Source organism: Rhodococcus sp. AD45-ID (genome assembly GCF_003023755.1).
Classification (GTDB): domain Bacteria; phylum Actinomycetota; class Actinomycetes; order Mycobacteriales; family Mycobacteriaceae; genus Rhodococcus_F; species Rhodococcus_F globerula.
In genome coordinates, this window is the sequence record NZ_PYHL01000001.1 from 2,674,908 (window position 1) to 2,698,383 (window position 23,476).

17 protein-coding genes are annotated in these 23,476 nt (G+C 59.3%); 8 read left to right on the plus strand and 9 right to left on the minus strand.

Annotated features, from left to right (window positions below):
* The first annotated feature begins 77 nt into the window (after positions 1–77).
* Positions 78–3,374: a protein kinase gene (locus C7T36_RS12285; RefSeq protein WP_045065667.1), complete on the plus strand. Its 3,297-nt coding sequence runs from the start codon at positions 78–80 to the stop codon at positions 3,372–3,374.
* 20 nt (positions 3,375–3,394) lie between these two features.
* On the opposite strand, the gene C7T36_RS12290 is transcribed toward C7T36_RS12285, so the two are convergent.
* Positions 3,395–4,306, minus strand: coding sequence for an alpha/beta hydrolase (locus tag C7T36_RS12290; protein WP_045065670.1), 912 nt, complete (start codon positions 4,304–4,306; stop codon positions 3,395–3,397).
* 272 nt (positions 4,307–4,578) lie between these two features.
* Between C7T36_RS12290 and C7T36_RS12295 the strand changes: the two genes are divergently transcribed.
* The 3 genes from C7T36_RS12295 to C7T36_RS12305 all read left to right on the plus strand — a co-directional run bounded on the left by C7T36_RS12295 (position 4,579) and on the right by C7T36_RS12305 (position 7,687).
* Complete coding sequence (locus C7T36_RS12295) at positions 4,579–4,971, plus strand: VOC family protein (protein WP_045065672.1); 393 nt, start codon at positions 4,579–4,581, stop codon at positions 4,969–4,971.
* Between the two features lie 76 nt (positions 4,972–5,047).
* Complete coding sequence (locus C7T36_RS12300; protein WP_052683414.1) at positions 5,048–6,028, plus strand: hypothetical protein; 981 nt, start codon at positions 5,048–5,050, stop codon at positions 6,026–6,028.
* 54 nt (positions 6,029–6,082) lie between these two features.
* Entirely contained in the window at positions 6,083–7,687 is a 1,605-nt protein-coding gene (locus C7T36_RS12305; protein ID WP_204368955.1) for an ABC transporter substrate-binding protein, read from the plus strand.
* A gap of 98 nt (positions 7,688–7,785) precedes the next feature.
* On the opposite strand, the gene C7T36_RS12310 is transcribed toward C7T36_RS12305, so the two are convergent.
* The 7 genes from C7T36_RS12310 to C7T36_RS12340 form a co-directional block, all read right to left on the minus strand.
* A complete protein-coding gene (locus tag C7T36_RS12310; protein ID WP_239654650.1) occupies positions 7,786–8,568 on the minus strand; it encodes an IclR family transcriptional regulator in 783 nt (260 codons plus the stop codon).
* Positions 8,569–8,681: 113 nt separating this feature from the next.
* Positions 8,682–9,506 (minus strand): fumarylacetoacetate hydrolase family protein, encoded by an 825-nt coding sequence (locus C7T36_RS12315; protein WP_045065677.1) that lies wholly within the window; start codon positions 9,504–9,506, stop codon positions 8,682–8,684.
* A 1-nt stretch (position 9,507) separates the two neighbouring features.
* Positions 9,508–10,437: a VOC family protein gene (locus C7T36_RS12320; RefSeq protein ID WP_045065680.1), complete on the minus strand. Its 930-nt coding sequence runs from the start codon at positions 10,435–10,437 to the stop codon at positions 9,508–9,510.
* 11 nt (positions 10,438–10,448) lie between these two features.
* Positions 10,449–12,041 carry an FAD-dependent monooxygenase gene (locus tag C7T36_RS12325; protein ID WP_239654651.1) on the minus strand — a complete coding sequence of 531 codons (1,593 nt, stop codon included), beginning with the start codon at positions 12,039–12,041 and terminating at the stop codon, positions 10,449–10,451.
* A gap of 222 nt (positions 12,042–12,263) precedes the next feature.
* Entirely contained in the window at positions 12,264–13,097 is an 834-nt protein-coding gene (locus C7T36_RS12330) for a siderophore-interacting protein (RefSeq protein WP_045065683.1), read from the minus strand.
* A gap of 112 nt (positions 13,098–13,209) precedes the next feature.
* Positions 13,210–14,409 (minus strand): MFS transporter, encoded by a 1,200-nt coding sequence (locus C7T36_RS12335; protein ID WP_239654652.1) that lies wholly within the window; start codon positions 14,407–14,409, stop codon positions 13,210–13,212.
* A gap of 372 nt (positions 14,410–14,781) precedes the next feature.
* Positions 14,782–16,497: an NAD(P)/FAD-dependent oxidoreductase gene (locus C7T36_RS12340; protein WP_045065687.1), complete on the minus strand. Its 1,716-nt coding sequence runs from the start codon at positions 16,495–16,497 to the stop codon at positions 14,782–14,784.
* Positions 16,498–16,991: 494 nt separating this feature from the next.
* Here C7T36_RS12340 and C7T36_RS12345 point away from each other — a divergent pair, with 494 nt between their 5' ends.
* Together C7T36_RS12345 and C7T36_RS12350 are read left to right on the plus strand one after the other, a co-directional pair.
* Positions 16,992–18,500 carry a tryptophan 7-halogenase gene (locus C7T36_RS12345; RefSeq protein WP_045065691.1) on the plus strand — a complete coding sequence of 503 codons (1,509 nt, stop codon included), beginning with the start codon at positions 16,992–16,994 and terminating at the stop codon, positions 18,498–18,500.
* Between the two features lie 74 nt (positions 18,501–18,574).
* A complete protein-coding gene (locus tag C7T36_RS12350; protein WP_257013380.1) occupies positions 18,575–19,822 on the plus strand; it encodes a cation:proton antiporter in 1,248 nt (415 codons plus the stop codon).
* A gap of 245 nt (positions 19,823–20,067) precedes the next feature.
* Here the strand turns inward: C7T36_RS12350 and C7T36_RS12355 are convergent, their stop codons facing one another.
* The gene (locus C7T36_RS12355) at positions 20,068–20,811 is read right to left on the minus strand and encodes a hypothetical protein (protein WP_052683417.1); all 744 of its coding nucleotides are present in this window, start codon (positions 20,809–20,811) and stop codon (positions 20,068–20,070) included.
* 436 nt (positions 20,812–21,247) lie between these two features.
* Between C7T36_RS12355 and C7T36_RS12360 the strand changes: the two genes are divergently transcribed.
* Both C7T36_RS12360 and C7T36_RS12365 read left to right on the plus strand, forming a co-directional pair.
* Complete coding sequence (locus C7T36_RS12360; protein WP_045065696.1) at positions 21,248–21,964, plus strand: response regulator transcription factor; 717 nt, start codon at positions 21,248–21,250, stop codon at positions 21,962–21,964.
* Positions 21,965–23,464 carry an ATP-binding protein gene (locus tag C7T36_RS12365; protein ID WP_045065699.1) on the plus strand — a complete coding sequence of 500 codons (1,500 nt, stop codon included), beginning with the start codon at positions 21,965–21,967 and terminating at the stop codon, positions 23,462–23,464. It abuts the gene before it with no gap.
* The last annotated feature ends 12 nt before the right edge of the window (positions 23,465–23,476 follow it).

Below are 23,476 nucleotides of genomic sequence, written 5' to 3' on the forward strand. Positions count from 1 at the left end.
GCTTTGAGGGACCATCATCGATAGGTGAGTTTCGTCGGATTTTCCACGCGACGTGCACAGGTGGATCGATGTAGTCCATGACCGATGTCGACCCCTTCGCGACGCAATTCGACGCGACAGGTTCGGTCGCGGCGGAATTGTCTGCGTCCGGGTTCGAGGACGCTACCGAGATCGGCCGTGGAGGTTTTGGCGTCGTCTACCGCTGTCGGCAGCCGTCGCTCGACCGGACCGTGGCAGTAAAGGTTCTCACCACCGACCTCGACGAGGAGAACCGCGCACGGTTCTTTCGAGAGCAGCGCGCAGCAGGCCGACTGACCGGACATCCCAACATCGTGAATGTTTTTCAAACCAGCGTCACCGGTAGCGGACGGCCCTTCATCGTCATGCCGTACTACGCCCAAGATTCCCTCGACACCCTGATCCGACGGCACGGACCGCTCCCACTAGGTGAAGCACTGCGCCTCGGAGTGAAGATTGCCGGCGCCTTGGAGTCCGCGCACCGACTCGGCATCCTGCATCGAGATGTCAAGCCCGGAAACATCCTGCTCACCGATTACGGCGAACCGGCGCTGTCCGACTTCGGCATCGCTCATTTTGCCGGTGGATTCGAAACTGGCACAGGCATTGTCACGGGTTCACCGGCCTTCATTGCGCCTGAAATCGTGACCGGCGGGCCGCCGAGTTCCGCAGCGGATGTCTATGGTCTCGGCTCTACGTTATTCGCCACACTGACCGGACACGCTGCTTTCGAACGTCGCAGTGGTGAACGACTGGTCGCCCAGTTCCTGCGAGTTACGTCGGAGCCTGTTCCGAACCCACGCGAGTTCGGCATCCCGGACGACGTCGGCGCTCTCATCGAAAGAGCCATGTCCGCCAACCCGGGAACCCGCCCGTCGTCACAGGAGCTAGGACAACAACTCCGCGAAGCACAACGCCGCCACGATCTGCCTGTCGATGAAATGTCCTTGTACTCCGAACCTGCACGCACGCAATCCGTCCCATCGCCCACAGCACAGGGTCATCCGCAAAACGAGTACCCCGAAAAAAGTATTCCTCCGCCAACGGATCGCACCGGGGGACTCCCGCTCGAGCTGACCAGTTTTGTCGACCGCCGTACCGAACTCGCCACGGCCAAGAACCTACTGACGACCGCGCGACTGGTGACATTGACCGGAATCGGTGGAGTGGGAAAGACTCGACTCGCATTTCGGATCGCCGCCAAGACACAACACAGTTTTGCCGACGGCGTCCGGCTGGTGGAGTTGGCGGAGCTGCAGGAGCAATCGCTGCTCCCAGGTGTTGTGGCACGCACCCTGGGGATACAAGACCGGTCTGCGAAGCCCGTCCGGGAGATGGTTGCCGAGTTCCTCGCTCAACGAGAGCTTTTGCTGGTACTCGACAATTGCGAACAGGTAGTTACTGCAGCGGCGCAGCTATCCGAATTCCTGCTACGCGCCTGCCCCGACCTGAAGATTCTGGCGACGAGCCGCGAACCACTCGGAGTCGGAGGAGAGTCGATTCTCCTTGTCCCCCCACTACCGGTCCCCGATCCCGACAACCTACCGAAGGGCGCGCCGAGTAACGATGCCGTGCGACTGTTCGTCGATCGCGCCACCGGAGTTGTGCCGGGCTTCGAACTCACGCAGGACAATAAAGTCGCCATCGCGTCGATCTGTAGGCAACTGGACGGGCTCCCGCTACCGATCGAGTTGGCAGCGGCGCGATTGCGGGCGATGTCGCCCACACAAATCCTGCAGCGGCTTTCCGAGCGATACGCCTTGTTGACCAGTGGAAGCAGGGACGCACCGTCAAGGCAACAGACATTGCGAATGTGCATCGACTGGAGTTACGACCTGTGCACTCCGATGGAGCAAGCAGTGTGGGCGCAACTGTCGGTGTTCTCCGGTGGATTCGAACTCAAAGCCGCAGAACAGATTTGCGACGGAGAGCTGACACCGACGGACGTGCTCGACGCCGTGACGTTTCTGGTCGACAAGTCGATACTGATCCGTGAAATATCGGACAACACCGTGCGTTTCCGGATGCTGGAGACAATCCGTGACTACGGGCGACAGAAGGCACAAGAAGCCGGAGAGCATGAGTACACGGAACTTCGTCGCCGACACCGCGATTGGTTCGAAGCTCTGGCGCTCGCAGCAGATACCGACTGGATCAGCCCTCGGCAGATCGAGTTGATCACCACTATCGCTCGGGAAAAGTCCAATCTGCGGGAGGCTTTGGAGTTCTGTGTGTCCGACAGTCCTGAAATCGGCACTCGGATCACAACGGCCCTGTTTTCCTATTGGCTCGCTCGTGGCGCAATCACCGAAGGCCGTCAATGGTTACGGAGATTCAGCGAATATCGAATGGGCCCGCCAACCATCGAGCGTGCCAGGGCAATTCATGCCGGAAGCCTCTTGTCTGGGGTCCAGGGAGATATTCAAACATCAGAAGCACTCGTCAAGGAGGGGCGAGTCCTCGCCGGCCAATCGACCGACCCGCTGATCAACGCCTATCTCCAGCATGCAGAGGGCTATCTTGCCTTGTTCAACGAGGATCTTGCCGAGTCGTGTATCCACCTCGAAAAGGCTGCTCAGTTGTTCACCGAACAGAAGAACCTGCCCTTCCAGGTAACTGCCTTGCTTACCCTCGGCATGACACTCGACCTGATGGATGACACCGACCGAGCAATCGAATACAACGAACGCGCACTTGCCATTACCGAGGAACACGGCGAAACGGTGTATCGGACGTACGTCCTGTGGACGCTGGCTGTTGCGGCCTGGAAGCACGGCGATGGCGATCGGGCATCTCGACTACTGAAGCAGGCATTGCGATTGGGCCGCAACCTCAATGACCGGTTGAACGCCAGCGTGTGCCTGCAAGCATTGTCGTGGGTCGCGATCGACAGCAAGGATGCCCGACGCGCAGCCATGTTGATGGGCGCCGCTGAGAAAGCGAGCAGGTCCGTCGGAGGTTCGTCTGTTGTCGTGCCGAGCATGGCCGTCTTCCAAGACGATTGTGAACGCAAAGTCAGACTCGCGCTGGGCGAGCGAGCCTTCAACAATGCGCGTAGCAAAGGCGCCGACCTTCGGTTCCGCGACGCTGTCGACTACGCACTGGGCGAGGAACGCACCAGCCCGCGAAGTTCCACTAACGGCCCGTCGAGCAGGCCGACAAAACGCGAACTCGAAGTCGCCGCGCTGGTGGCTGACGGTCTCACCAACAAGGAGATCGCAGCCCGCTTGGTGATCTCGCCGCGCACCGCACAGGGCCACGTCGAGCATCTACTGGTGAAGCTCGGCTTCACCTCGCGCACACAAGTTGCCGCATGGTTTGCGGAATCGAAAGGCGATAGCCCAGAACCGAAGTAGGTGCCGTGCAGTCAAATTCCCTAAGTGGAGAGGACGGCAGCTAGAGCCTTCAGCTGTTCGCGGCGGTAGTTACGCGCCGGGGTCGATCGGGCTTCGATCTGATCGAAGCCGTGGTAGGCACCTGGTACCTCGAACAGTGTGCACGGAACGCCGGCGTCGATGAGCCGCTTGGCGTAGTTGAAGTCTTCGTCGTAGAACAAGTCGTGTGTTCCGACGCCGATCCACGTCGGCGGGAGTCCCGTGAGATCTTCGTACCGTGCGGGCGCGGCCAACGGCGGCACATCCGTGATCGACGATCCGAGATACGCGCTCCATCCGTAGCGGTTACTGCGGGGACTCCACACCCTGAATCGGCTCTCGTCGAAGTCTGTTCGTTTGGTTGTCCGGTCATCGAGCATGGGATACGACAACAACTGGAATGCGGGCAGCACCTCACCGCGTTCTTTGGCCAGCAGAGTCAGAGCAGCGGCCAAGCCCCCACCGGCGCTCTCCCCCACGACAGCGATTCGGCTCGCGTCGACGTCAGGTTGATCCGCCAACCACCGCAGTGCGCGGTAGCAGTCCTCCAAGGGGGCAGGATACGGATGATGCGGTGCGAGCCGGTACTCCACCGACGCTGCAACAGCACCCAATTGCGCGGCGATGTTCCGGCACATTCCATCCCCCATCGCTGCGCTGCCGATGAGATATCCACCGCCATGGATGAAGAGCACACCTGGCCTGGGGATTTCGGGCGCGGTGGGTCGGAATACCCGGACTGAAACACTCGCGTCGCAGCGGACAACTTCCCCACCTTTTGGCGGCACCAGGGCTCCTAATCCGGTGAGTCGACGGAGGAGTCCCGCAGTCTGCCGAGTGATCACGGTGCGCGGCAGGAATCGCGCGAGCTTCAATGCGGGGTCGAAATCCGTCGCTACCGGATCTGAAGTCATGGCATATTCGCTTTCCGTCGACGCATAGAGCGAAACTATCGCACCACGCGAATAAATAGGTCGTAACCCACATCTGTATCCGGAACTCGCCACAGAAACGCGATCCATCGGTTTGACGGGCACCACTTTCATGCAATCAAAGGTTGCGCACTCGGTAGTGGAATCGCCGGATTCCGCACTATTAGATTGACGGAGTTCGTCGACCGAATCGACTTGGACTGTCCCGCAGCGACCTTCGATCGCAAGTTTCACTCACCGAGAAGAGAAGAAACATGACTGCCGATAGCATTGCCTACAGTATTCACCACGCCAACTTCCCGATCCGCGACAAGAAGACCACGGAGGAGTGGTACGGCCAGGTTTTCGGCCTCACCCGGGTCGACCCCCAGGGCCCAGCTAACGCAGATCTGCTGATGCTCACCAACGGTCGGTTCGATCTGCACTTTCACGTCGTCGATTCGGATGATCGGACCAACATCGGAATCACTCACTTTGCTGTCGAGGTGAGTGACTGGGACGAGTTCCATACCCATCTGAACGGTCTGGACGTGCAGTACATCGACGACGACCGGATTCGCGTACACAATCGCTCGAAGACCGGCAGCCTGATCGATCCTGACGGCCACCGCGTGGAGTTCACGTGGCATCCCGAACGGCACTGGTAGCCAACGTCTTGGCGAACCTGAGCACATCGGCGAGAAACATTAAACTCATCAGCAGCGATAAAAAGGATGCATCATCATGACCAGACCGGTTATTCGTGTCGGTTTCGGCGACTACGACCACACTAGAGATCTCTGGAATGGACGCGTTACCGTTCCCGAATGCGAATTAGACTGCACGCCACTCGATAATCCCGGAGAAGTATTCCGTCGGTTCAGCGGCGATGGCGAGTGGGATGCAGCCGAGTTGCCATTGTCAACCGTCACCGCGATGATTGGACAGGGCGACAACTCGCTGGTGGTGTTGCCTGTGTTCCCCGCACGCTCGTTCCGGCATGGCACAATCTACGTACACAAGGATGGACCGCAGAGTCCGGAAGACTTGACCGGGAAGCGGATTGGCGTTCCGACCTGGTCGCAGTCTACGGGCATTGTGGTGCGAGGCATGCTGGCATCCGAGTACGATGTCGACCTGAGGTCCATCAGCTGGATTCAACCCGGGACAGGCACATCGGAACTCAAAAAGACTACCGCGCTGAATATTCCGGGATTCGACGTAACACGCGTCGACGGCACCACCTTGGACGAACTCCTCCTCAGTCGCGAGGTCGATGCTGTAATCAGCACGCGCCCACCGGCAGGTCTCGATCGCAAAGACTCCGAGGTAAAGCGCTTGTTCGGAAAATGGACGTTCGAGGAGATGGCATACAGCCGCAAGACAGGCCAATACCCGATCATGCACGTACTCGCCCTTCGTCGCGAGGTCTACGAGGCTCACCCGGATGCCTACGTCGGATTGGTGAAGGCATTCACCAAGGCCAAAGACCGGGCTGTCAAACGCGCGACGAATACTACTGTGCCGAGTTACCCTCTCCCCTGGGCGCCATCAAACATGTTGCGGACCAAAGAGTTTCTTGGTGACGACTTCTGGCCATACGGCATCGAGGCAAATCTTCCAACCATCGAGAAGTTTCTCCAAGACTGTGAGCAGCAGTCCGTCACACCCGGAAAGATGAGCGTCGAAGACCTGTTTGCAGGCGAAGCCGCGCACTCCCGCTGAAGCGGCAATCCTGGCGTCCTTCAAATCCCGAGTTAGCCTCAGAGAGGACCATTGATGTTCCGAAGTACACGGATGTTCCGAAGTACACGACTGTTCCGAAGTACACGACTACTGGCTGTGGGAGCGGCGTGTTCCGTTGCGCTTGTTCTGACGGCGTGTGGCGGTGGCGCCGCAGGCTCCGAGTCCTCGTCCATTTCCGGACCGGCGGGTGATCCCGTCTCCGGCGGCACCCTGCGCACCGTACTGTTGAGTGAACCACGCAACCTCGATCCCGCGATCCTTCAGAACAACCTGCAAGGTCAAGGAACACTAGGTAATTCACTGTACGGAACGCTCATGTACGGCGACGAGCAAACCGACGAGATCATCTACTCGATGGCCGAGAACCTCTCGAGCGATGACGGCGGTAAGACATTCGTCCTCGAGCTTCGAGACGGTCTCGAGTTTTCCGATGGGTCGTCGTTGAACGCGGATGCGGTGAAGTACAACTGGGATCGACTCAAGGACAAGTCGCTCGGCTCCAACTCGACTCCCGACGCTGCACTGGTCGCATCGTCCGAGGTCTTGAGTGCAGCGACCCTGAAAATAACGCTGACACAGGCGATTCCCTCATACGCCCATCAGATCTCACAGACGGCGATGAACTGGATCGCGTCGCCGGAGGCGTTGGCGCGGGGATCGCAGGCTTTTGACGCCGATCCGATCGGAGCTGGTCCGTTCACCTTGGAGAGCTGGACTCGTGCAGGCAAGATCGAACTGGTCAAGAATCCGAAGTACTGGGACGCTCCTCGGCCGTATCTCGAGAGAATCACTCTCTCCTCCTCGGCAGATGAAGAGCAGCGGTTGAATTCGGTAGTGAGCGGTGGAGCCGACGTTGTACAGGCCGCGAACTGGTCCGTCGTGGAGAAGGCGACAACCGCCGGGTTCCAGGTTCAGACGATGCCGATGGCCGGCGGAACATTCCTCGCCTTGAACACGACAAGGGCACCGTTCGACGACGTTCGCAAACGCCAAGCCGTCAGCGCAGCGATAGATCTGGACGCACTGGGGCTCGCTATCGACAAGGGCGCAGGCGTCGGCGCCGAGACTCTGTTCCCGGAAGGCAGTCAGTTCTACACCGACACTCCGCTACACACCTACGACAAAACCAAGGCGCAGGACCTTTTTGATCAGTTTGCCGCCGAAGGTGCTGCGTTGACGTTCACCTTCACCGCGTTCCCGGGCAAGGAACTTGTTGCCCAGGCAGTTCAGGCACAGCTCAGTCAGTACGACAACGTGAAGATTGCCGTGAATCGCGTCGACTGGGCCGAGTCGGGAAGGGTTTACGGGCAAAAGGACTTCGACATGATGGTGGCGGCGTCGAACTTCATCGACCCGGAACCTGCGTTGTTCCGCTCCTTCCACAGCACATCGCCACGGAGCGCAACGGGCATCAAAGACGATCAACTCGATGCGGCACTCGTCGCAGGGCGCGTCGGCGAGTCTGTTGCGGACCGTAAGGACGCGTATGAGACTGCGTCAGAACGTCTTGCCGAGACGTCGCCGGCCATCTTCTACCAGCGCACCTCGGAGACCACGATCGCATCCGACAAGGTCGGTGGAATCACGATGTACGGAGAAGGTTCCCTGCTGACGGCGGGACTCTGGCTCGCTGACTGATCAGTCGCTGCCGCAGCACGCTCGACTGGACATTCCAGCCGAGCGTCTTGCGTTGGCACAAACGGGGTGGGCCCCCTGTGTACGACGAGCGCTCTTGTTCAACTGACAACGGAGATTTGTCTCGACAGCTTGTTGCTTGCGGCTGATATGGCCGATACCAGTTCGTCAAGTCGTTGCGACGGCACGCGACAACGCATGGTGACGACACTCAACGCTGCGACGACCGAACCGTCGTCGCCGAAAACCGGGGCGGCAACGCCGATGACATCAGGATCGACTTCGGCAACAGACACACTGAAGGAATTGGTCCGAATCTCGGACAGTCGGTTCATCAGAGACTCGATATCGACGAGCGTGCTCTCGGTAAAACACTGGAGAGGTTCTCCGGCAAGTAGGTCACGGGCCTGGGTCTCATGAAGCCAGGCCAACAGAACCAATGCAGAGGCCCCGGCATTGATCGGGAGGCGAGTACCTCGTTCATAACTGAGCCGAATCAGTTGGCTCGACCCTTCACAGCGCTCGATGCAGATAACTGCATTGTCGACCAGCCGGGTCAGAAGAACCGTTTCACCGAGCTCATCGGCCAACGCACGCATGACAGGTAGTGCGATCTCTGTGAGGCTGAAACTACGCCGGGCCAGGCGGGCAAGCTCCATCACCCGGATGCCGAGCCGGAATCCACCACCAGGTGCCTCCTCGAGAAAAGACGTGGATACCAACGTCTGCAAGTATCGGTATGCAGTCGACCGCGCACAGTCGAGTGCGTCGGCCACGTCGCCTGCACTGATGTGGAGTCGATTGTCGGAGAACATGCCCAGGATGGTCAGCGTGCGGTCTGCGGTGGAGTTGCGTTCGCGATAGCCACCGGGGAATGTAGTCACAGTCACCACCATCCCGAATAACGGACGTGCGTTCTCATGCTCGCTCCTTTCCTGATGCGTCCGGCCGCACCCGAATTTTCGGGCGCGGCCGGATTCGCGGTGTGTGGTCAGGACTACTGCTGCGCAACTACCGAATTACGCACGGTACCAACGCCATCGATCTCGACACTGACGCTGTCGCCGGGATGCAGGAACAGCTGAGGATCGCGCCGGTACCCGACTCCGCCTGGAGTTCCGGTCAAGATGATGTCGCCGGGTTCGAGAGCGGTGAAGGTCGAAATGGTCGAGATCAGGCTGGCGATGGAGAAGATCAGGTAGGAAAGATCTGATTCCTGCACCTTCTCTCCGTTGACGATGGTGCGTATGCCAGCCGCGGTGATGTCGACCTCGTCGGGCGTCACGACAGTGGGGCCGACCGGAGTGCTTGCGTCCCAAGCCTTGCCCTGAATCCACTGGTGAGTCTTGTACTGAAAGTCACGCATCGTGATGTCATTCGCCGCCGAGTATCCGAGAATATGGTCGAGAGCGTTCTCTTCGGAGATTCGTCGTCCCGATCGCCCGATGATGACGGCAAGTTCGCCTTCGTAGTCGACCTGCTCGGACTCCGGCGGCACCGCGATGTCGTCGTATGCACCGAGCAAGCTCGAGGCGTACTTGGCGAACATCACCGGATAGGTCGGGAGATCCCGCTTGGTCTCGGTGACGTGATCCCGGTAGTTCAAGCCGACGCACAGAATCTTGGTGGGATTCGGCACCACCGGGAGCAGCGTGACGTCCTTGATCGCAACGGTGTCCGCGGGGCGACGCGTTGCGGCGGCGAGGACGTCGATCGATGTAGAAACCCCGATCTCCGTGAGCCCGGCAAGGGGGACCAGCTGATCGCCGTCAACCTCGCCGACACCGCGCAATCCGTTGAATTCATATGTTGCGTATGACATCTCAGTTTCCTTCGCTAGTCTTGCGCCACGTTGCGAGTTGGCCGCCCCACAGGTTCACCGAGGTCGGGATCGGCTTCCAGCGCCGCGGAACATAGGTAACGCGGTCATCGTGGAACTTTTCCATTTCGGCAGAAAGTTCGATGTGATTGCCGGCGGGGTCGTCGAAGAAGACAAACAAGTTGTTGCCGGGGCCGTGGCGGCCCGGTCCCCAACTCACGTCGACACCAAGATCGGTGAGCCGATCGCACCAGGCTTTGAAGTCCTCCCACTCCGCGAGGTCGTACGAATAGTGGTCGATGTCGCCGGCCTTCCCGATCTCGACGACAGCCAAGGTGTGATGGTCACGATCACTCCGAAGCCACGCGAACTTACCGTCCTCGAGCTGATCGGAAATACGGAACCCGACGGTATCGACGAAGAACGCCGCCATCGCTGCGACGTCAACAGTGCCAACCGTAGTGTGCTGGAACTTGATCGGACGACGACCCGTGTCAGCGGCATTCTCACCCTGCCGCTCCACTGGCCCGTGGAAATGCACGATGTTGCCGTCGGGATCGGGGACGGAGATTCCGTCCGGAGCGCCGAGCGCATAGTCGATGAAAGACGGATCGAGTTCGGTAACGTCATGTCCCGCAGCGGTCAGACGCTTCCGGATTCCTTCGATTCCGTCTGCGTCACGCACCTCGAAGCCGTAGTAAGCCAGACTCTTTTCGCCTTCGATCAAGTCAAGGACGTGGTGACCGGTACCCCATCCCAGGCGCAGCCCACCGTTCTCGAGTTCTCCTTGAACTACGAGACCCAGAACGCGGCCGTAGAAGGACGCTGCCAGGGACACATCGGGAACATAGAATCCGATGTGCGAGACGGCAGTAGAGGTGAGGGTACCTGCAGCGTCGCGTTCTTGCAGGACAACACGATTCGGTCGTTCCATGGTTAAGCCTTTCATAGTGATATGGAGTGGGATGCCTGGAATCGGAGCGTCCAGGTGCGCAATACATCGGCGACCTGAGCTGTGTCGTGGGGATACCACGCGGCGGCAACAAAGTGATCTGGACGCAAGAGAACGAATCGCCCTCGATAACAATCGAATTCGCGATTCAGCCCGCCGTCCACGTCGATCAGCACTCGCTGCGAGAGCCGGGGCAGGACTTCGTCGACAGGCACGCACGCGGCGGTCGAATCGAAGAGGGTTGCCACATCCGATGCGTCAGCCCACTCGCCGGCGTCGACAACATCGACACCGATCAGCGCCCAACCGTCGCCGAGGAAGTGATCCAACAGATCGATACGCTTCTCGATCGTGTCGAAGGCCCTCGGTTGTCCCACGGGTACACCGACATTCGGACCAGGAATCACCAGTCCGTCGGTAAACTGCTGGACGGGACGGTACCGCATTTCCTCGAAGAAGGTCCGCCCTGCCGGTGTAGCCAGGGCAGCCCCGACCAGTTCGTCACGTCGGCGAGCTAGCCCGGAAGAGGTTGTCATGACGACTCTGCCGAGCCTCTCGGACGCGCGCACGGTTGCGGCCGCATGCGGACTGCGCTCGCTCTGGTAGCTGTGCAGGGACTCTTCACGAAGTCGCCCGTCGAGTACATCGGCGATTTTCCACGACAAGTTCGCCGCGTCCCGGATTCCGGAGTTCAAGCCCTGGCCGGCAAACGGCGGCATCATATGGGCGGCATCGCCAAGCAGGAAACATCGGCCAATCTGCCAGTCGTCCGCGACGACGGCGTTGAAGCGGTAATTGACCGCTCGCTCAACCTGTTCGGGAGTGATGTCGCGGTACCTGCGCAGCAACTGTTCGATCAGTTCGAACGAGGGCGTGTCCGTCGGCTCACCCTCTCCGGGGAACAACCGGAATTCGTAACGGCAACGGCCATCGAGTCCGGGGACGATCACGTGTGGGCGTTCCGGATCGCCATGGTGCATCCCGAAGCGTTCAGTGTGGAAGTCACCGAGTGTGTCGACCACGAGCCACACGTCGGCGTAACTCCGCCCACTCATGGTGACTCCGAACAGCTCACGAATCGTCGAGCGACCACCGTCGCAACCGAATGCGTACCGAGCTACTACAGAACCACCCGTCATGGAGATCGTGACAGAATCCTGATCCTGTTCCACGCCAGTTACTTCGGTGCCGAAGTGTACGTCGACGCGCGGATGCTCACGAAGCGCGGAGAGCAACATACGTTCCAGATCCGGTTGGGCAAACGGATTCTTGAACGGGTATCCAAGTCGGTAGGGGACAGCAGCACGCGCGTGAAACAACGGCTTGTTGTCACTGCCGAAATACTGGGTTCCGGTTCCTGGCACCATGATTCGCATTACAGCTTCGGCGATGCCCGCCTGTTGGTAGACCCTCAACGCCTCGTCGTCGATGCTGATCGCCTTCGGCTCGTCGCTGGTCGTCATGCGCTGTTCGAGCACAACCACGTCGAGGCCGCGGGCCGCGAGTAGCGCTGCAGCGGTCATTCCGACCGGACCTGCGCCGCAGATCGCCACGTCGTACCGGCGACCTCGAAATATCGAGTTCACGAGTTCCTCCTCTGGGATCGCCACCAGAAGTGGCGTACAGAAACGGTAACTCGCCGTCCAGTCGTTCAGGAATAGATTCCTGCGACGTAGGACGCACTCTAAGGTTTACCCCCAAAGGAGAACCTCTACCACGAAGTCCGTCTACGGTTCCGGCTCAATTGCCAATAGCTGCTGCGCAATTGAGCCGGAGCCCACACGCCACCGCGTCGACCTCCCACCGACCTAGGCTCGGCGACGACCCCTCCCACGTCCACCTTCTGGATCCATCTCGGACTTCCATTCCCGGAACCCCTCCTCGGTACGTCCCCGGCGCCAGTATCCGGAGATCGAGACCTGATCCCGCTGCAACCCACGTTCACTCAACAGGTAAGGGCGCAGGCCGTGCATGATTGATTCGGCCTCTCCGTGCGCAAATACCTGGACGCGCCCCGGCAGCCAAGCGAGGTCACGCACAGCGTCCACCAACGCATTGTGTCCACCATCCACATCGCGGTGGACATAGACGATCTCAGCGCCGGATGGTGCTACGACCTTCAACGGCGGCTCATGCGCGGCCGAGTCCACCTCGACCACAACCCGGGCCACAGCGTCCGGCGCGGCGTCGGAGAGGGCGGAGATTGCGGCACTGATCGCGGGCACTGCCGACTCGTCGCCCACCAACAGGTGCCAATCGGCAGTCGGGTCCGGAGCATATCGTCCGCCGGGACCATTGACCATCAATGTGTCACCGGATTGAGCTGCAGCCGCCCACGGTCCAGCGACACCCTCATCTCCGTGCAGCACGAAGTCGATTGCCAACGTCCCCGCCTCGATATCCGGGTAAATCGCTGTGTATGTACGCACCACAGGCAGGTCCTCTGGCGCCATAGTTCCGCGCAAAGCGCGGACGTCGAGAGGCTCGGGGTACACAACACCGGGTTTGGGGAAGACCAGCTTGACGTAGCGGTCGGTGGACACACTGCCGACAAACGCCGAGAGGTCGTCGCTGCGGAACCACACGCGCCGCAGCGACGGAGTGATGTGTTCGCTACTGGTCACAGTCAAATAGGTAGTCAAGACGTCTCCTTGATCGGACGGATTCAGGATGAATAACGATATACTTATATCTATATCACGATATATCGATGAAAAGTCTGTGAGATCACTCCGGGGACGGCGTATTCGATCCTCAACGAACTGGCTGACTCGGGTAGGACGCCCCCGCATCCGAAGACTCCGCCCGCGTAGGCCAACCGAATGCAGCCACAGCTCCGACCACACTCGACAAAGCCACCGCCGCGCCCACAAACAGAGTCCACCGTGGTCCGAATGTCTCGCCGATCCATCCGATGATCGGCGCACCGATCGGCGCACCTCCCATCGACACCATCACGTACAGCGCGGTCACACGTCCACGAAACTCCGGATGGACCTTGAGTTGGATGTTGGCCTGAGCTGCGGTGATCATGGTCATGGCACTGAGTCCGATCAGCGGTGTCCAGATCGCAAAGGTCAGATACGTCGGCATCAAGCCACCGACTGCCAACGCGCCACCGAACGCCAGTGCCGCGAACATCACCAGACGGCCGGAGATCGTGGATCGCCTCGCCGCGGCCAAAGCACCCACGAATGACCCGACCGCCATCGCCGAAGTCAACAGACCGAACTCCCCGGCGCTCTTGCCGAACTCCTGAGTCGACATCAAAGCCGTGGTCAGCTGGAAGTTGATTCCGAACGCACCCACGAAGAAAACGATCACGAACACGAACAGAAGGTCGGGTCGACCACGCAGGTAGCGCACTGCTTCGAGCAACATCCCCTTGCGGCGCTCCTGCGGCTTAGGCGACGAGAGCAGGTCGGGGTCAATCGATTGAAGTGCGTAGATCACTGCGATGTAACTCAATGCATTGAGGAGGATCACCCACCCCGCTGCCTCGGAGCCGGAACCGAACGCGGCGATCAAGACACCGGCAAATGCGGGGCCGACAACCCGCGCAGTATTGAACGATACGGAGTTCAACCCCACCGCATTGGTGAGATCCTCGGGTCCGACCAGTTCCGGCACAAACGACTGTCGCGCAGGAGCATCCAGAGCTGCTCCGATTCCGAAGACAAAGGCAATAGCGTAGACGTGCCATGGCTGAGCGGCACCCGTGACCGCCAGGATGCCCAATATGAGCGCAGGGAACGCCATCATTACCTGCGTCACCTGCATCAGCCGACGCTTCGGATAGCGATCTGCCAATAGACCGGCGAGGGGTGAGATCAGCAGGACCGGCAGAAACTGCAAGCTCGTCGTGATACCGACTGCGGTCCCACTGTTGTCTGTCAACTGGAGAACCAGCCAGTCCTGGCCGATGCGTTGCATCCAGGTGCCCACGTTGGACACGACTGCACCGGCTGCGTATCTGCGGTAGTTGGGGATTGAAAGTGAGCGAAAGGTTTGGAGCACTATTGCGCCTATCTTGTCGGGGTCTGAGGCAGGAGATCCACTGCGGTGGACGGAAAACGAAGCACGCAAGCTACTTTCAACCGGCGTTACCGAGAGAGCATCTCCAGACCCCAGCATTGAGACCGTATCGACGGCGCCGCGACGGCGTCAATGACACCGACTTCAACCTAAGTGTGCAAGGCACGGTGGCCAGAACTGCGGCCACATCTGCTAGACGGAGACCATCACCCATGACGATGCGATAAGTCGAAGGTCTCCAATTCCCTTGTTCACTTGCAGATTTCACAAACCGACTTCAGCTTCGGTGCCCTACATCAAGTGCTTCGGATGAACGGAGGAGGGCATCAGCTGCAACATCGACATTCGGAACGCCATTTCCCGGCGATTGTCGACAAGTTCGGAATAGAGGTCGTCAAGCGCAGCTGAACCCATGTTGTGAGGCCCGACGATTCGGTAGCAAGCCTGATTGAAGCTGCCGAACCAGAGTTGGATGAACAGCTTCGGATTGAGAATCATCTTCCGCATCGGAACCATGCAGCCGATCTCACGCGCGAGTGCGTCGAGGTACAGAACCTGCGACGGTATGGCCTCGGTGTGTCGCGGACTCAAGGCGGTCCAGTGCTCTTCCCACTCCTTCTCCCGTCCGATGACTTCGTCGAGATTGCGAGGGAGTTTCAGCTTGCCGCTGAGCACACGCGCAAAGTATCGGGCCTGCATCTCCGCACAGATGGGAATGCCGCCCGAGAAGGGGCGAACAAAGCCGATGAATGCTGCGCTCCCCTGGTGTTCCGGATGGAGGAAATGCTTGTAGAGGTTGCGGACGTTTCCTTCCTTGACCTGGAGTTCGCCGATGGAGAGTTCCTCGTTGTTGAAGCCCGTGCAGAGCACGATGGTGTCGATTTCGCCTTCCTTCGAGTCCTTGAAGACGACTCTGTTGCCGTCGGACTTCTCGATTCCCGCGTCGTTCAACACGACTCGGCCATCGACAATGCTCGGGATGAAGCTGACGTTCTTGCAGAAGATGGTTCGCTGTGTCCAGCTTCCATCGGGGTGTGATCGGCGATTCCAGGTCTTGATCAGGTTCCAGTTCTCGTCGTTGTGGAGGGTTCCGATGTCGAACTTCGGGGGATAGACCGCCTCCCCCATCGGGTTGAGTGCGGGCTGGGCGGCGCGCATTCCCGGAATCAGCCTGTCTCGAAGCACGCGCAAAGCGCCCATGGCCGTCGTGACAACTCCGAGAACCACGGATACGGCGAGAAAAAGTGCCTTCGCCAGGGAACTGCGTCCCCAAACGGTGTCGAGTGGGAACGGGTAGTCGGTTGCCCGCCTGAGCATCTCGTGGTGGTGCGATCTCACGGTGCCGTGATCAGTTGTCCTGGTGCTGTTGAACACTCGCGGCAGGAGATAATTGTACGACCGGATCGACAGGGTGCAGGCATCCGCCACGTCGCCGATTTCACGGACGATATCGGCGCCCGATTCCGCCATTCCGACGATCAGGACGCGTTTGCCGCGAAAGCGTTCGTTGTTGCGGTACTCCGAGGAATGGACGATTTCTCCGGAGAAGTTCGCGAGCTCAGCGATGTTCCGGTTGGGCGTCTTGAACGGTCCGGAGCAGATGGCAACTGCGTCGAACTCTTCCGCCACCTGAACACCGTCGCGTCGGACCGACACGGTCCACGTATCGGATTTCCGTTCGACGTTCGTCACTTCGCTACCGAACCGGATGTGGTTGCGGAGATGGTAGAGATCGGCGTATTCCTCGAGGTACTCGAAGTATTGCCGGCGAGTGTAGAACACCCGCTCCCCCGAGAACGGGTGATCCGAGTAGGCCATCAGCTTTATCGAGATGGTCAGGTGAAGGTTGTCGTAAGCCTTCATCTGATCGCCGTCGCCTTCGTGGCGAAGCCAGATACCTCCGACGTCCACATTCTTATCGAAGCAGACCACCTCATGCCCCTCGTCGAGAAGCTGTTTGATGGTTGTCAGCCCGCACGGGCCTGCTCCAACGACACAAACCTTCATTCATTGCCTCCGAGATTCCCGAGTAAGAAACCGAATTGACTCGATCGCATCGCGACCACCTGGGCCGGACCCAAAAGATGTGAGGATCATGTGCGTTCTGTAACGGCCTGACCTTCCAGCCCCGACACGCACAAAATTAGGTTAGGCTAACGATGGTAAAAAGACGAATTGGTGGATGGAGCCGATCTCCACCTCGCCGTTGATGCAGGCCTGCAACAGTTTTCATCAAAAGCGAGCAAACACGGTTCCCGAGATTTAGGTTAGCCTAGGCTAGAGTTCGTCGAATTGGGACAGTTAGAGGATATCGATGAGACCACAATAGTAAAGAGCCATTTCTAAAGACTTGAATCTTTCTTTGGATTCAGATGTCGTCTTCGGATTGTGGATCGAGCTCATGTCGTCGCGTTCGCACAGTGAGTCCGTCCCGGGCGGGTGCGCGCCACTGTATTCAATTTTTTGCAACAAGAGTTACACCTGACTCGAGAGGGATCGAAATGAGCAGTCGTATCGACGAGGTCGACGTCGTCGTAGTGGGCGGTGGCCCCGGGGGGTCCAGCGCTGCAACGTTGTTGGCCAAGGGTGGTCACCGAGTTGTGCAGCTGGAAATGGAGCAGTTCCCGCGCTATCAGATCGGCGAATCGCTTCTACCCGCCACCGTCCACGGTGTGTGCCGACTGCTCGGGGTGGAGAAGGAAATGGAGGAAGCAGGATTCATGCGCAAGCGTGGCGGCAGCTTCCGCTGGGGCAAGAATCCCGTGCCGTGGAACTTCTTGTTTGCAATCACTCCCGAATTTGCCGGTCCCACGTCATACGCCTACCAGGTCGAACGGATGAAGTTCGATCACATTCTGTTGAAGCACGCTTCGAACTGCGGAGTCGACGTCCGGGAGCAGGCCGCTGTCACCGGACCCATCCTCGACGACAACGGGCGGGTGGTCGGTGTCACGTACACGGATGTGGACGGCGACGTATGCGAGGTGCGCGCGAAGTACGTCGTCGACGCCTCGGGAAACAAGACACGGTTGACGAAGTACGCGGGCACCGAACGTGTCTACTCCGATTTCTTCCAGAACGTAGCACTGTTCGGATATTTCAACGGGGGCAAGCGTTTTCCCGAGCCTGACTCAGGAAATATCCTGTGCGCGGCATTCGACGAAGGATGGATGTGGTACATCCCACTCACCGACGAACTCACCAGCGTGGGTGCGGTGATCGCAAAGGACCACGCAGCGAAAATCCAGGGCGATCAGGAACATGCGTTGGCGAAGTTCGTCAAGCGCTGCGCCATTGTCGACGACATGCTCTCGGACGCGACCCGGGTGACCGAGGGTGTGTACGGACAAATCCGAACCCGCAAGGACTACTCGTACGCCAACACCAAATTCTGGGGAAATGGCATGGTACTCGTCGGTGACGCAGCGTGTTTCATTGATCCGGTCTTTTCCACCGGGGTTCATCTGGCTACCTACTCGGCGGTTCTTGCCGCACGCTCGATCAACAGCGTGTTGTCCGGGGAATTGACCGAGGAGCGCGCTTTCGGTGAGTTCGAGGGACGGTACCGCCGCGAGTATGCCGTGTTCTACGAGTTCCTGTCCTCGTTCTACGACATGGAGCAGTCCGAAGACTCGTACTTCTGGAAAGCGCGCCGCGTCACCAACTTCGACCGCCAGGACATGACGGCCTTCGTGTCTTTGGTGGCGGGCGCGTATTCGCAGGAGGACGTGTTGACCGATGCCGACGCAGTGGTGAAGCGGTTCTCCGCGTCGACCAAGGCATTGACCGATGCGACTGTGAAAACAGGTGGCATGGACACCGCCTCCGGCCAGAGGATGAATCATCTCTTTGCCGCGCCGGTAGTACGAGAAGTGATGGAAGAGATGAATTCGTTGCAAGCGCGTGGCGCAACCGATTCCATTCAGACTCCACCGCCACTGCTCGAGGGCGGGTTGGTCCCTTCACCTGACGGGCTGGCTTGGGCAGAGCCTGCGGTCGCGGCGCGGTGAATATCTGGGCGGCTGCCGATCCCGTACCGCAGATCAGTGAGCATGCACTGCTGATACTACTGACACAAATCGCTGTGCTCATAGGCGTCGCTACAGCATTAGGTAAGGTGGCAAACAGGTTTGGGTTGCCGAGCATCGTCGGTGAGTTGTCAGCGGGAATCGTGTTGGGACCGTCGATCCTGGGAAGCACTGCAACCGCAGTGGAGAATTGGCTGTTTCCGGCGGTTGCCGCGCAACAGAACCTTCTTGATGCAGTGGGGCAGATCGGCATCCTCTTGTTGGTGGGTTTGTCTGCAGCGCAACTTGATACAGCATTCGTTCGCAAGCGTGTCGGGGTGGTTGCGTCGGTCAGCGCCGGGGCCTTTGTAATTCCGTTGGGTGCAGGCATCGCGGCGGGCTTTCTCCTCCCCGACAGCCTGATCGGCGAAGGCACGTCGAAGCTCACCTTTGCGGTGCTGATCGGTACGGCGCTGTCCGCCAGCGCCGTACCGGTGATCGCCAAGACTCTCCTGGAAATGGGACTCCTGCATCGCAATGTAGGGCAGTTGACGCTTGCCTCGGGAACCGTCGTCGATGCTGCGGCCTGGGTGATGCTGTCAGTGGTGTCGGCTATGGCGACCGTCGGCGTGCGCGCAGGCAAGATCGTGTGGACGGTGGCATCGTTGGTGTTGCTTGTCGCGGCCGCACTGCTGTTGCTACGGCCACTCGTGAAAGTCGTCTTGGATCGCGCCGAGAAGCTCTCCGATCAACGGACAACCATCGCGACGGTGGTTATCGTCGTCCTCGGTTGCGCCGCGGCTACGCAAGCGCTGCATCTCGAAGCGATTCTCGGTGCCTTTGTCGCCGGAGTAGTGGTGGGCCAGAATCGAGCGGCGTTGCTAGCCCCGCTGAGGACCGTGGTGATGACGGTATTTGCACCGTTGTTCCTTGCTACCGCAGGTTTACGCGTTGACCTCTCGGTACTCACCGACCCGGCGGTGTTACTGGCCGGAATAGGTGTTCTGGTGGTGGCTACCGCGAGCAAGTTCGCCGGCGCTTATGCGGGTGCGCGGGTCGTTCGCCTACCGCGCTTGGAAGCGGTGGCGTTGGGTGCAGGGTTGAATGCACGTGGCGCAGTGGAGATCGTGATTGCAATGGTGGGTCTTCGTCTGGGTGTCTTCGGCGCCGAGGCCTACGCGGTCATCGTATTCGTGGCGGTAGTGACGTCCGTGATGGCGCCACCAATCCTGCGATGGTCGATGGCGCGAGTCGATCACACCACCGAAGAGGAGCAGCGCGCAGAGCTTCATGAGAAATGGGAAACAACTCCGGGCCGGGAGTGACACATCGGCCGGTCTGACGCCGCCAAGCCCACATCTCACTGTCGGTGCTCACTGCGGAATGCGCCCGCGAGATCGCGCCCACCGGTTACGAAGCCCCAGAATTTGTGTACTCTGCCGAAGTCATCACGAGCGCTCCGCAGATCTATTCCAATGTCGCTACTGTTAATCCCGGCAAGATACCTTTTCCCGGACACGGGCCGAAGTTTGCGGTCGACATCGCGAATTCCCTTGTTCACTTGCAGATTTCACAAGTCGATTCGACCGTCGGGGAAAAGGATCGCTGCCGTTTCGGTCAGAGTCCAGCGCGCATGTTCGGCGCCGAGGTCTCCACTCCCGTAATTTGCCGCTGTTTCACGAGACCCCAATGCAATGATGAAACGGTGGTCGTCGCCGGCGATGCCTGTCGACAGGTGGATCCAGTTTCCGTCGATGCAGCACATCCACCCTTGCTTGACCGCGATTCCGGATTCACCGGAGAGCGCATCCGGGATGCCGAACCGTTGGTAGTAGCCGTCGGCCGCGGTTGAGGTGAAATCCCCGATGTCGCCGAGAACGACTGCAGATTGATCGGCCGACAAGCCCCCTCTCCCGTCGAGCAAGGCGTCGTAGTAGCTCACGATGTCAGACATGGTCGTTTGTGTTTCCCACCATGTCTCGTCCGATCCGATGGACGTTGACGAAAGTGGGTACCGCGCTGTGATGCGGTCGATGATGTTGTTGCTGCCGAAGCGATTCCACAACAGCTCGGCAGCCGAGTCGTCGGAAGAACGCAGCATCTCGTCGATCAGTCCGGCCTCATACTCCGATAGCGTGACTTCACCCTGTTGTTCGCGGAAGAGGATGTCGTCCGCGATGAACAGTTTGGACACCGAAGCGGTATCTATCGGTTCGTCGTTGCCATTGGTAACTCGAACTCCCTCGACCCGGTCGAGGATCACAATCGAAACTTCCGCACCCTGTTCGAGGGCAAACTCCGTCGCCAGTGTCATTCGCGAAGCAAGTGAAGGCTGTGTTCCAACGTCAGGCGTCCGCGTCTGTCCGGCTTGTGACAGCCCTGGTTCTTGTGACAGCCCTGGTTCGGGTATCGCCGAACCACTCGCCTTCGCCGGTGCGGCGCAGGACACATGTGCGCAGGACATCGAAGCAGTGACTGCAATCAGGACTGCCATGAAGGCCAAGGCCATGGGCGATCTGTACCGACTCGTCACTGGCTTGAAATGTCTCGCGGCCCTCTGCATGTTGTCCGAGGCTAAGCGGCATTCCGGTGAATTCGATGTGCAAAAATGTGAAGTTTCTGTGCACCAGCCGTACAGAGCACTATCGAACGTGCTTATAAGGAATAATGGTGCAGTGTCGAGATCTGCTCCGGGTGCTGCGTCCTCCGACTTCGGCCGACGACGCGCAGTCCTCGCTCGACTACCCCGGATGTACCGTTCCGACGGATCCCCGATTCGTGTGTTGGTTGTGGACGACGAGCCGGCGATAACCGATTTGGTCAGCCTGGCGCTTGGCTACGAGGGATGGATCGTCTCCGTCGCACACGACGGAAAAACCGCCCTGGAATTGCAACAGGAGCAGCTGTTCGACCTGGTAGTCCTGGACATCATGCTGCCGGATATCGACGGAATCAGCATGCTCGAACGTCTACGAGTCCTTGGCCGGGGAACGCCTGTGCTCTTTCTCACCGCCCTCGATTCGATCAGCGACCGCGTCCTCGGCTTGACCGCCGGCGGCGACGATTACATGACCAAACCGTTCAGCCTCGAAGAGCTGGTGGCGCGACTGAGAGGTTTGCTCCGGCGAGCCGCTGATTCGATGTCCGAGCATGACACCGTAATCGTCGTCGGTGATCTGTCTCTCGACGGGAGTTCGTACGAGGTCAAACGCGGTGGTGTGTCAATTCCTTTGACAACAACAGAATTCGAATTACTTCGCTACATGATGCAGAATCCTCGGCAGGCACTCACCCGCGCCCAGATCCTGAACCGAGTATGGAATTACGACTTCGCAGGCAAGTCGAACATCGTCGATCTCTACGTTTCCTATCTACGACGAAAAATCGATGCCGGCCGCGATCCGATGATTCATACTGTGCGAGGAGTCGGATACATCCTGCGGCCCAAAGAGTCTCAGGACCACTGAATGCCGACCTCGGCAACAGCGCCCCGCCGTAGTCCGTGGGGGCTGCAACGACGACTCGTTACCGCGATGACAGGAGTCATGGCAGCAATTCTCCTCGTCGTTGCCATCGTGAGCATCATCTCGCTCCGCACATCGGTAACCAGCCTGGTCGATTCACAGTTGACCGGATCGATGGCCTCGTTCAGCCATTTGATCGACAAATACCTAGGCGATCCTGAAACAGATTCTGCCACAGGCGCAATGCGGGGAAGGAAGCCTCTGACCGACTACGCCGGCCAGGCACCGGGGACAGTCATCCTCCTCATGGACAACGGCATTGTCGCGGATTCCGCGGTGTTCTCGGATTCCGAATCCGCGCCGCTGAACGCCGAAGCTGTCACTCAAGTTCGGAACCACGACTGGGCCGACGGCGAACGACAGAACATCACGCTGGCAGGCGTCGGCGAATTGCGCATGGAAAGCATTGCACACAAGGGCAATTCATCGCTCATTGTCGGAATTTCACTGGAAGCCGCCAACGACGCCGTTGTTCACGAAACGCTGGTCCTGTCTGTCCTCGCGCTTCTCGCCCTCGCAACTACTGTCATCAGCACGGTCCTCGTAGTTCGGCATACCCTCAAACCACTCAACCGCGTAGTGGCAACCGCAAAGCAAGTCACCGAACTTCCGCTGAGTGTCGGAGAAGTGTCCTTGCACGTCCGCGTGGAGAAATCGGATACCGACCCTCGCACCGAATTGGGAAAGGTCGGTGAAGCGCTGAATCATCTTCTCCATCATGTCGACGAGGCACTGTCGATTCGGATAGCCGCGGACAAGAGGGTGAAGCAGTTCGTTACGGATGCAAGTCATGAGCTCCGGACCCCGCTTGCGTCAATCCAGGGATATGCGGAACTCACTCGCCAGGACAGCGACGAACTGCCCGACATGACGGAGTACTCCCTCGCTCGGATCGAGTCCGAAGCCAAACGCATGGGCGCGCTGGTCGAAGACTTGCTGCTGCTCACGCGACTGGATGAAGGCCAGAGCCTACAGACCTCGGAGGTCGATTTGGCGGAGCTCGTCGTCAACGCCGTCAACGACGTTCGGGTGTCCGCTTTCCTCCACAGGTGGGTCGTGGACGTGCCGGAATCAGCAGTGATGGTGAACGGCGACAACGAGCGTCTCTACCAATTGGTGGCGAATCTGCTGTCGAATGCTCGGGTCCACACACCTGCCGACACCACCGTCACCGTCGCACTACGTGTGCAGGCAGGCAACCTCGATGAGCGGACGGTCGAATTGACGGTCACCGACAACGGCCCCGGCATCGCCGAAGACATCCTCCCCCGACTGTTCGAGCGTTTCGTACGAGGAGACAAGGGTCGTTCACGAAAAACCAACAGCACTGGACTCGGTCTGGCGATTGCGGCCTCGATCGTCGAGGCACACCATGGCACCATGACGGTAGAGTCCCAGCCCGGACGTACGACCTTCTGCGTACGCCTACCACACGCCGAATGAGCGGCAACCGAG

Bases quoted from the DNA above. Each gene is read 5' to 3' on its own strand.
- C7T36_RS12300 (WP_052683414.1), top strand. From the start codon at position 5,048: ATGACCAGACCGGTTATTCGTGTCGGTTTCGGCGACTACGACCACACT.
- C7T36_RS12290 (WP_045065670.1), bottom strand. From the start codon at position 4,306: ATGACTTCAGATCCGGTAGCGACGGATTTCGACCCCGCATTGAAGCTC.
- C7T36_RS12315 (WP_045065677.1), bottom strand. From the start codon at position 9,506: ATGTCATACGCAACATATGAATTCAACGGATTGCGCGGTGTCGGCGAG.
- C7T36_RS12365 (WP_045065699.1), top strand. From the start codon at position 21,965: ATGCCGACCTCGGCAACAGCGCCCCGCCGTAGTCCGTGGGGGCTGCAA.
- C7T36_RS12360 (WP_045065696.1), top strand. From the start codon at position 21,248: ATGTACCGTTCCGACGGATCCCCGATTCGTGTGTTGGTTGTGGACGAC.
- C7T36_RS12320 (WP_045065680.1), bottom strand. From the start codon at position 10,437: ATGGAACGACCGAATCGTGTTGTCCTGCAAGAACGCGACGCTGCAGGT.
- C7T36_RS12345 (WP_045065691.1), top strand. From the start codon at position 16,992: ATGAGCAGTCGTATCGACGAGGTCGACGTCGTCGTAGTGGGCGGTGGC.
- C7T36_RS12305 (WP_204368955.1), top strand. From the start codon at position 6,083: ATGTTCCGAAGTACACGGATGTTCCGAAGTACACGACTGTTCCGAAGT.
- C7T36_RS12285 (WP_045065667.1), top strand. From the start codon at position 78: ATGACCGATGTCGACCCCTTCGCGACGCAATTCGACGCGACAGGTTCG.
- C7T36_RS12340 (WP_045065687.1), bottom strand. From the start codon at position 16,497: ATGAAGGTTTGTGTCGTTGGAGCAGGCCCGTGCGGGCTGACAACCATC.
- C7T36_RS12355 (WP_052683417.1), bottom strand. From the start codon at position 20,811: ATGACACTGGCGACGGAGTTTGCCCTCGAACAGGGTGCGGAAGTTTCG.
- C7T36_RS12295 (WP_045065672.1), top strand. From the start codon at position 4,579: ATGACTGCCGATAGCATTGCCTACAGTATTCACCACGCCAACTTCCCG.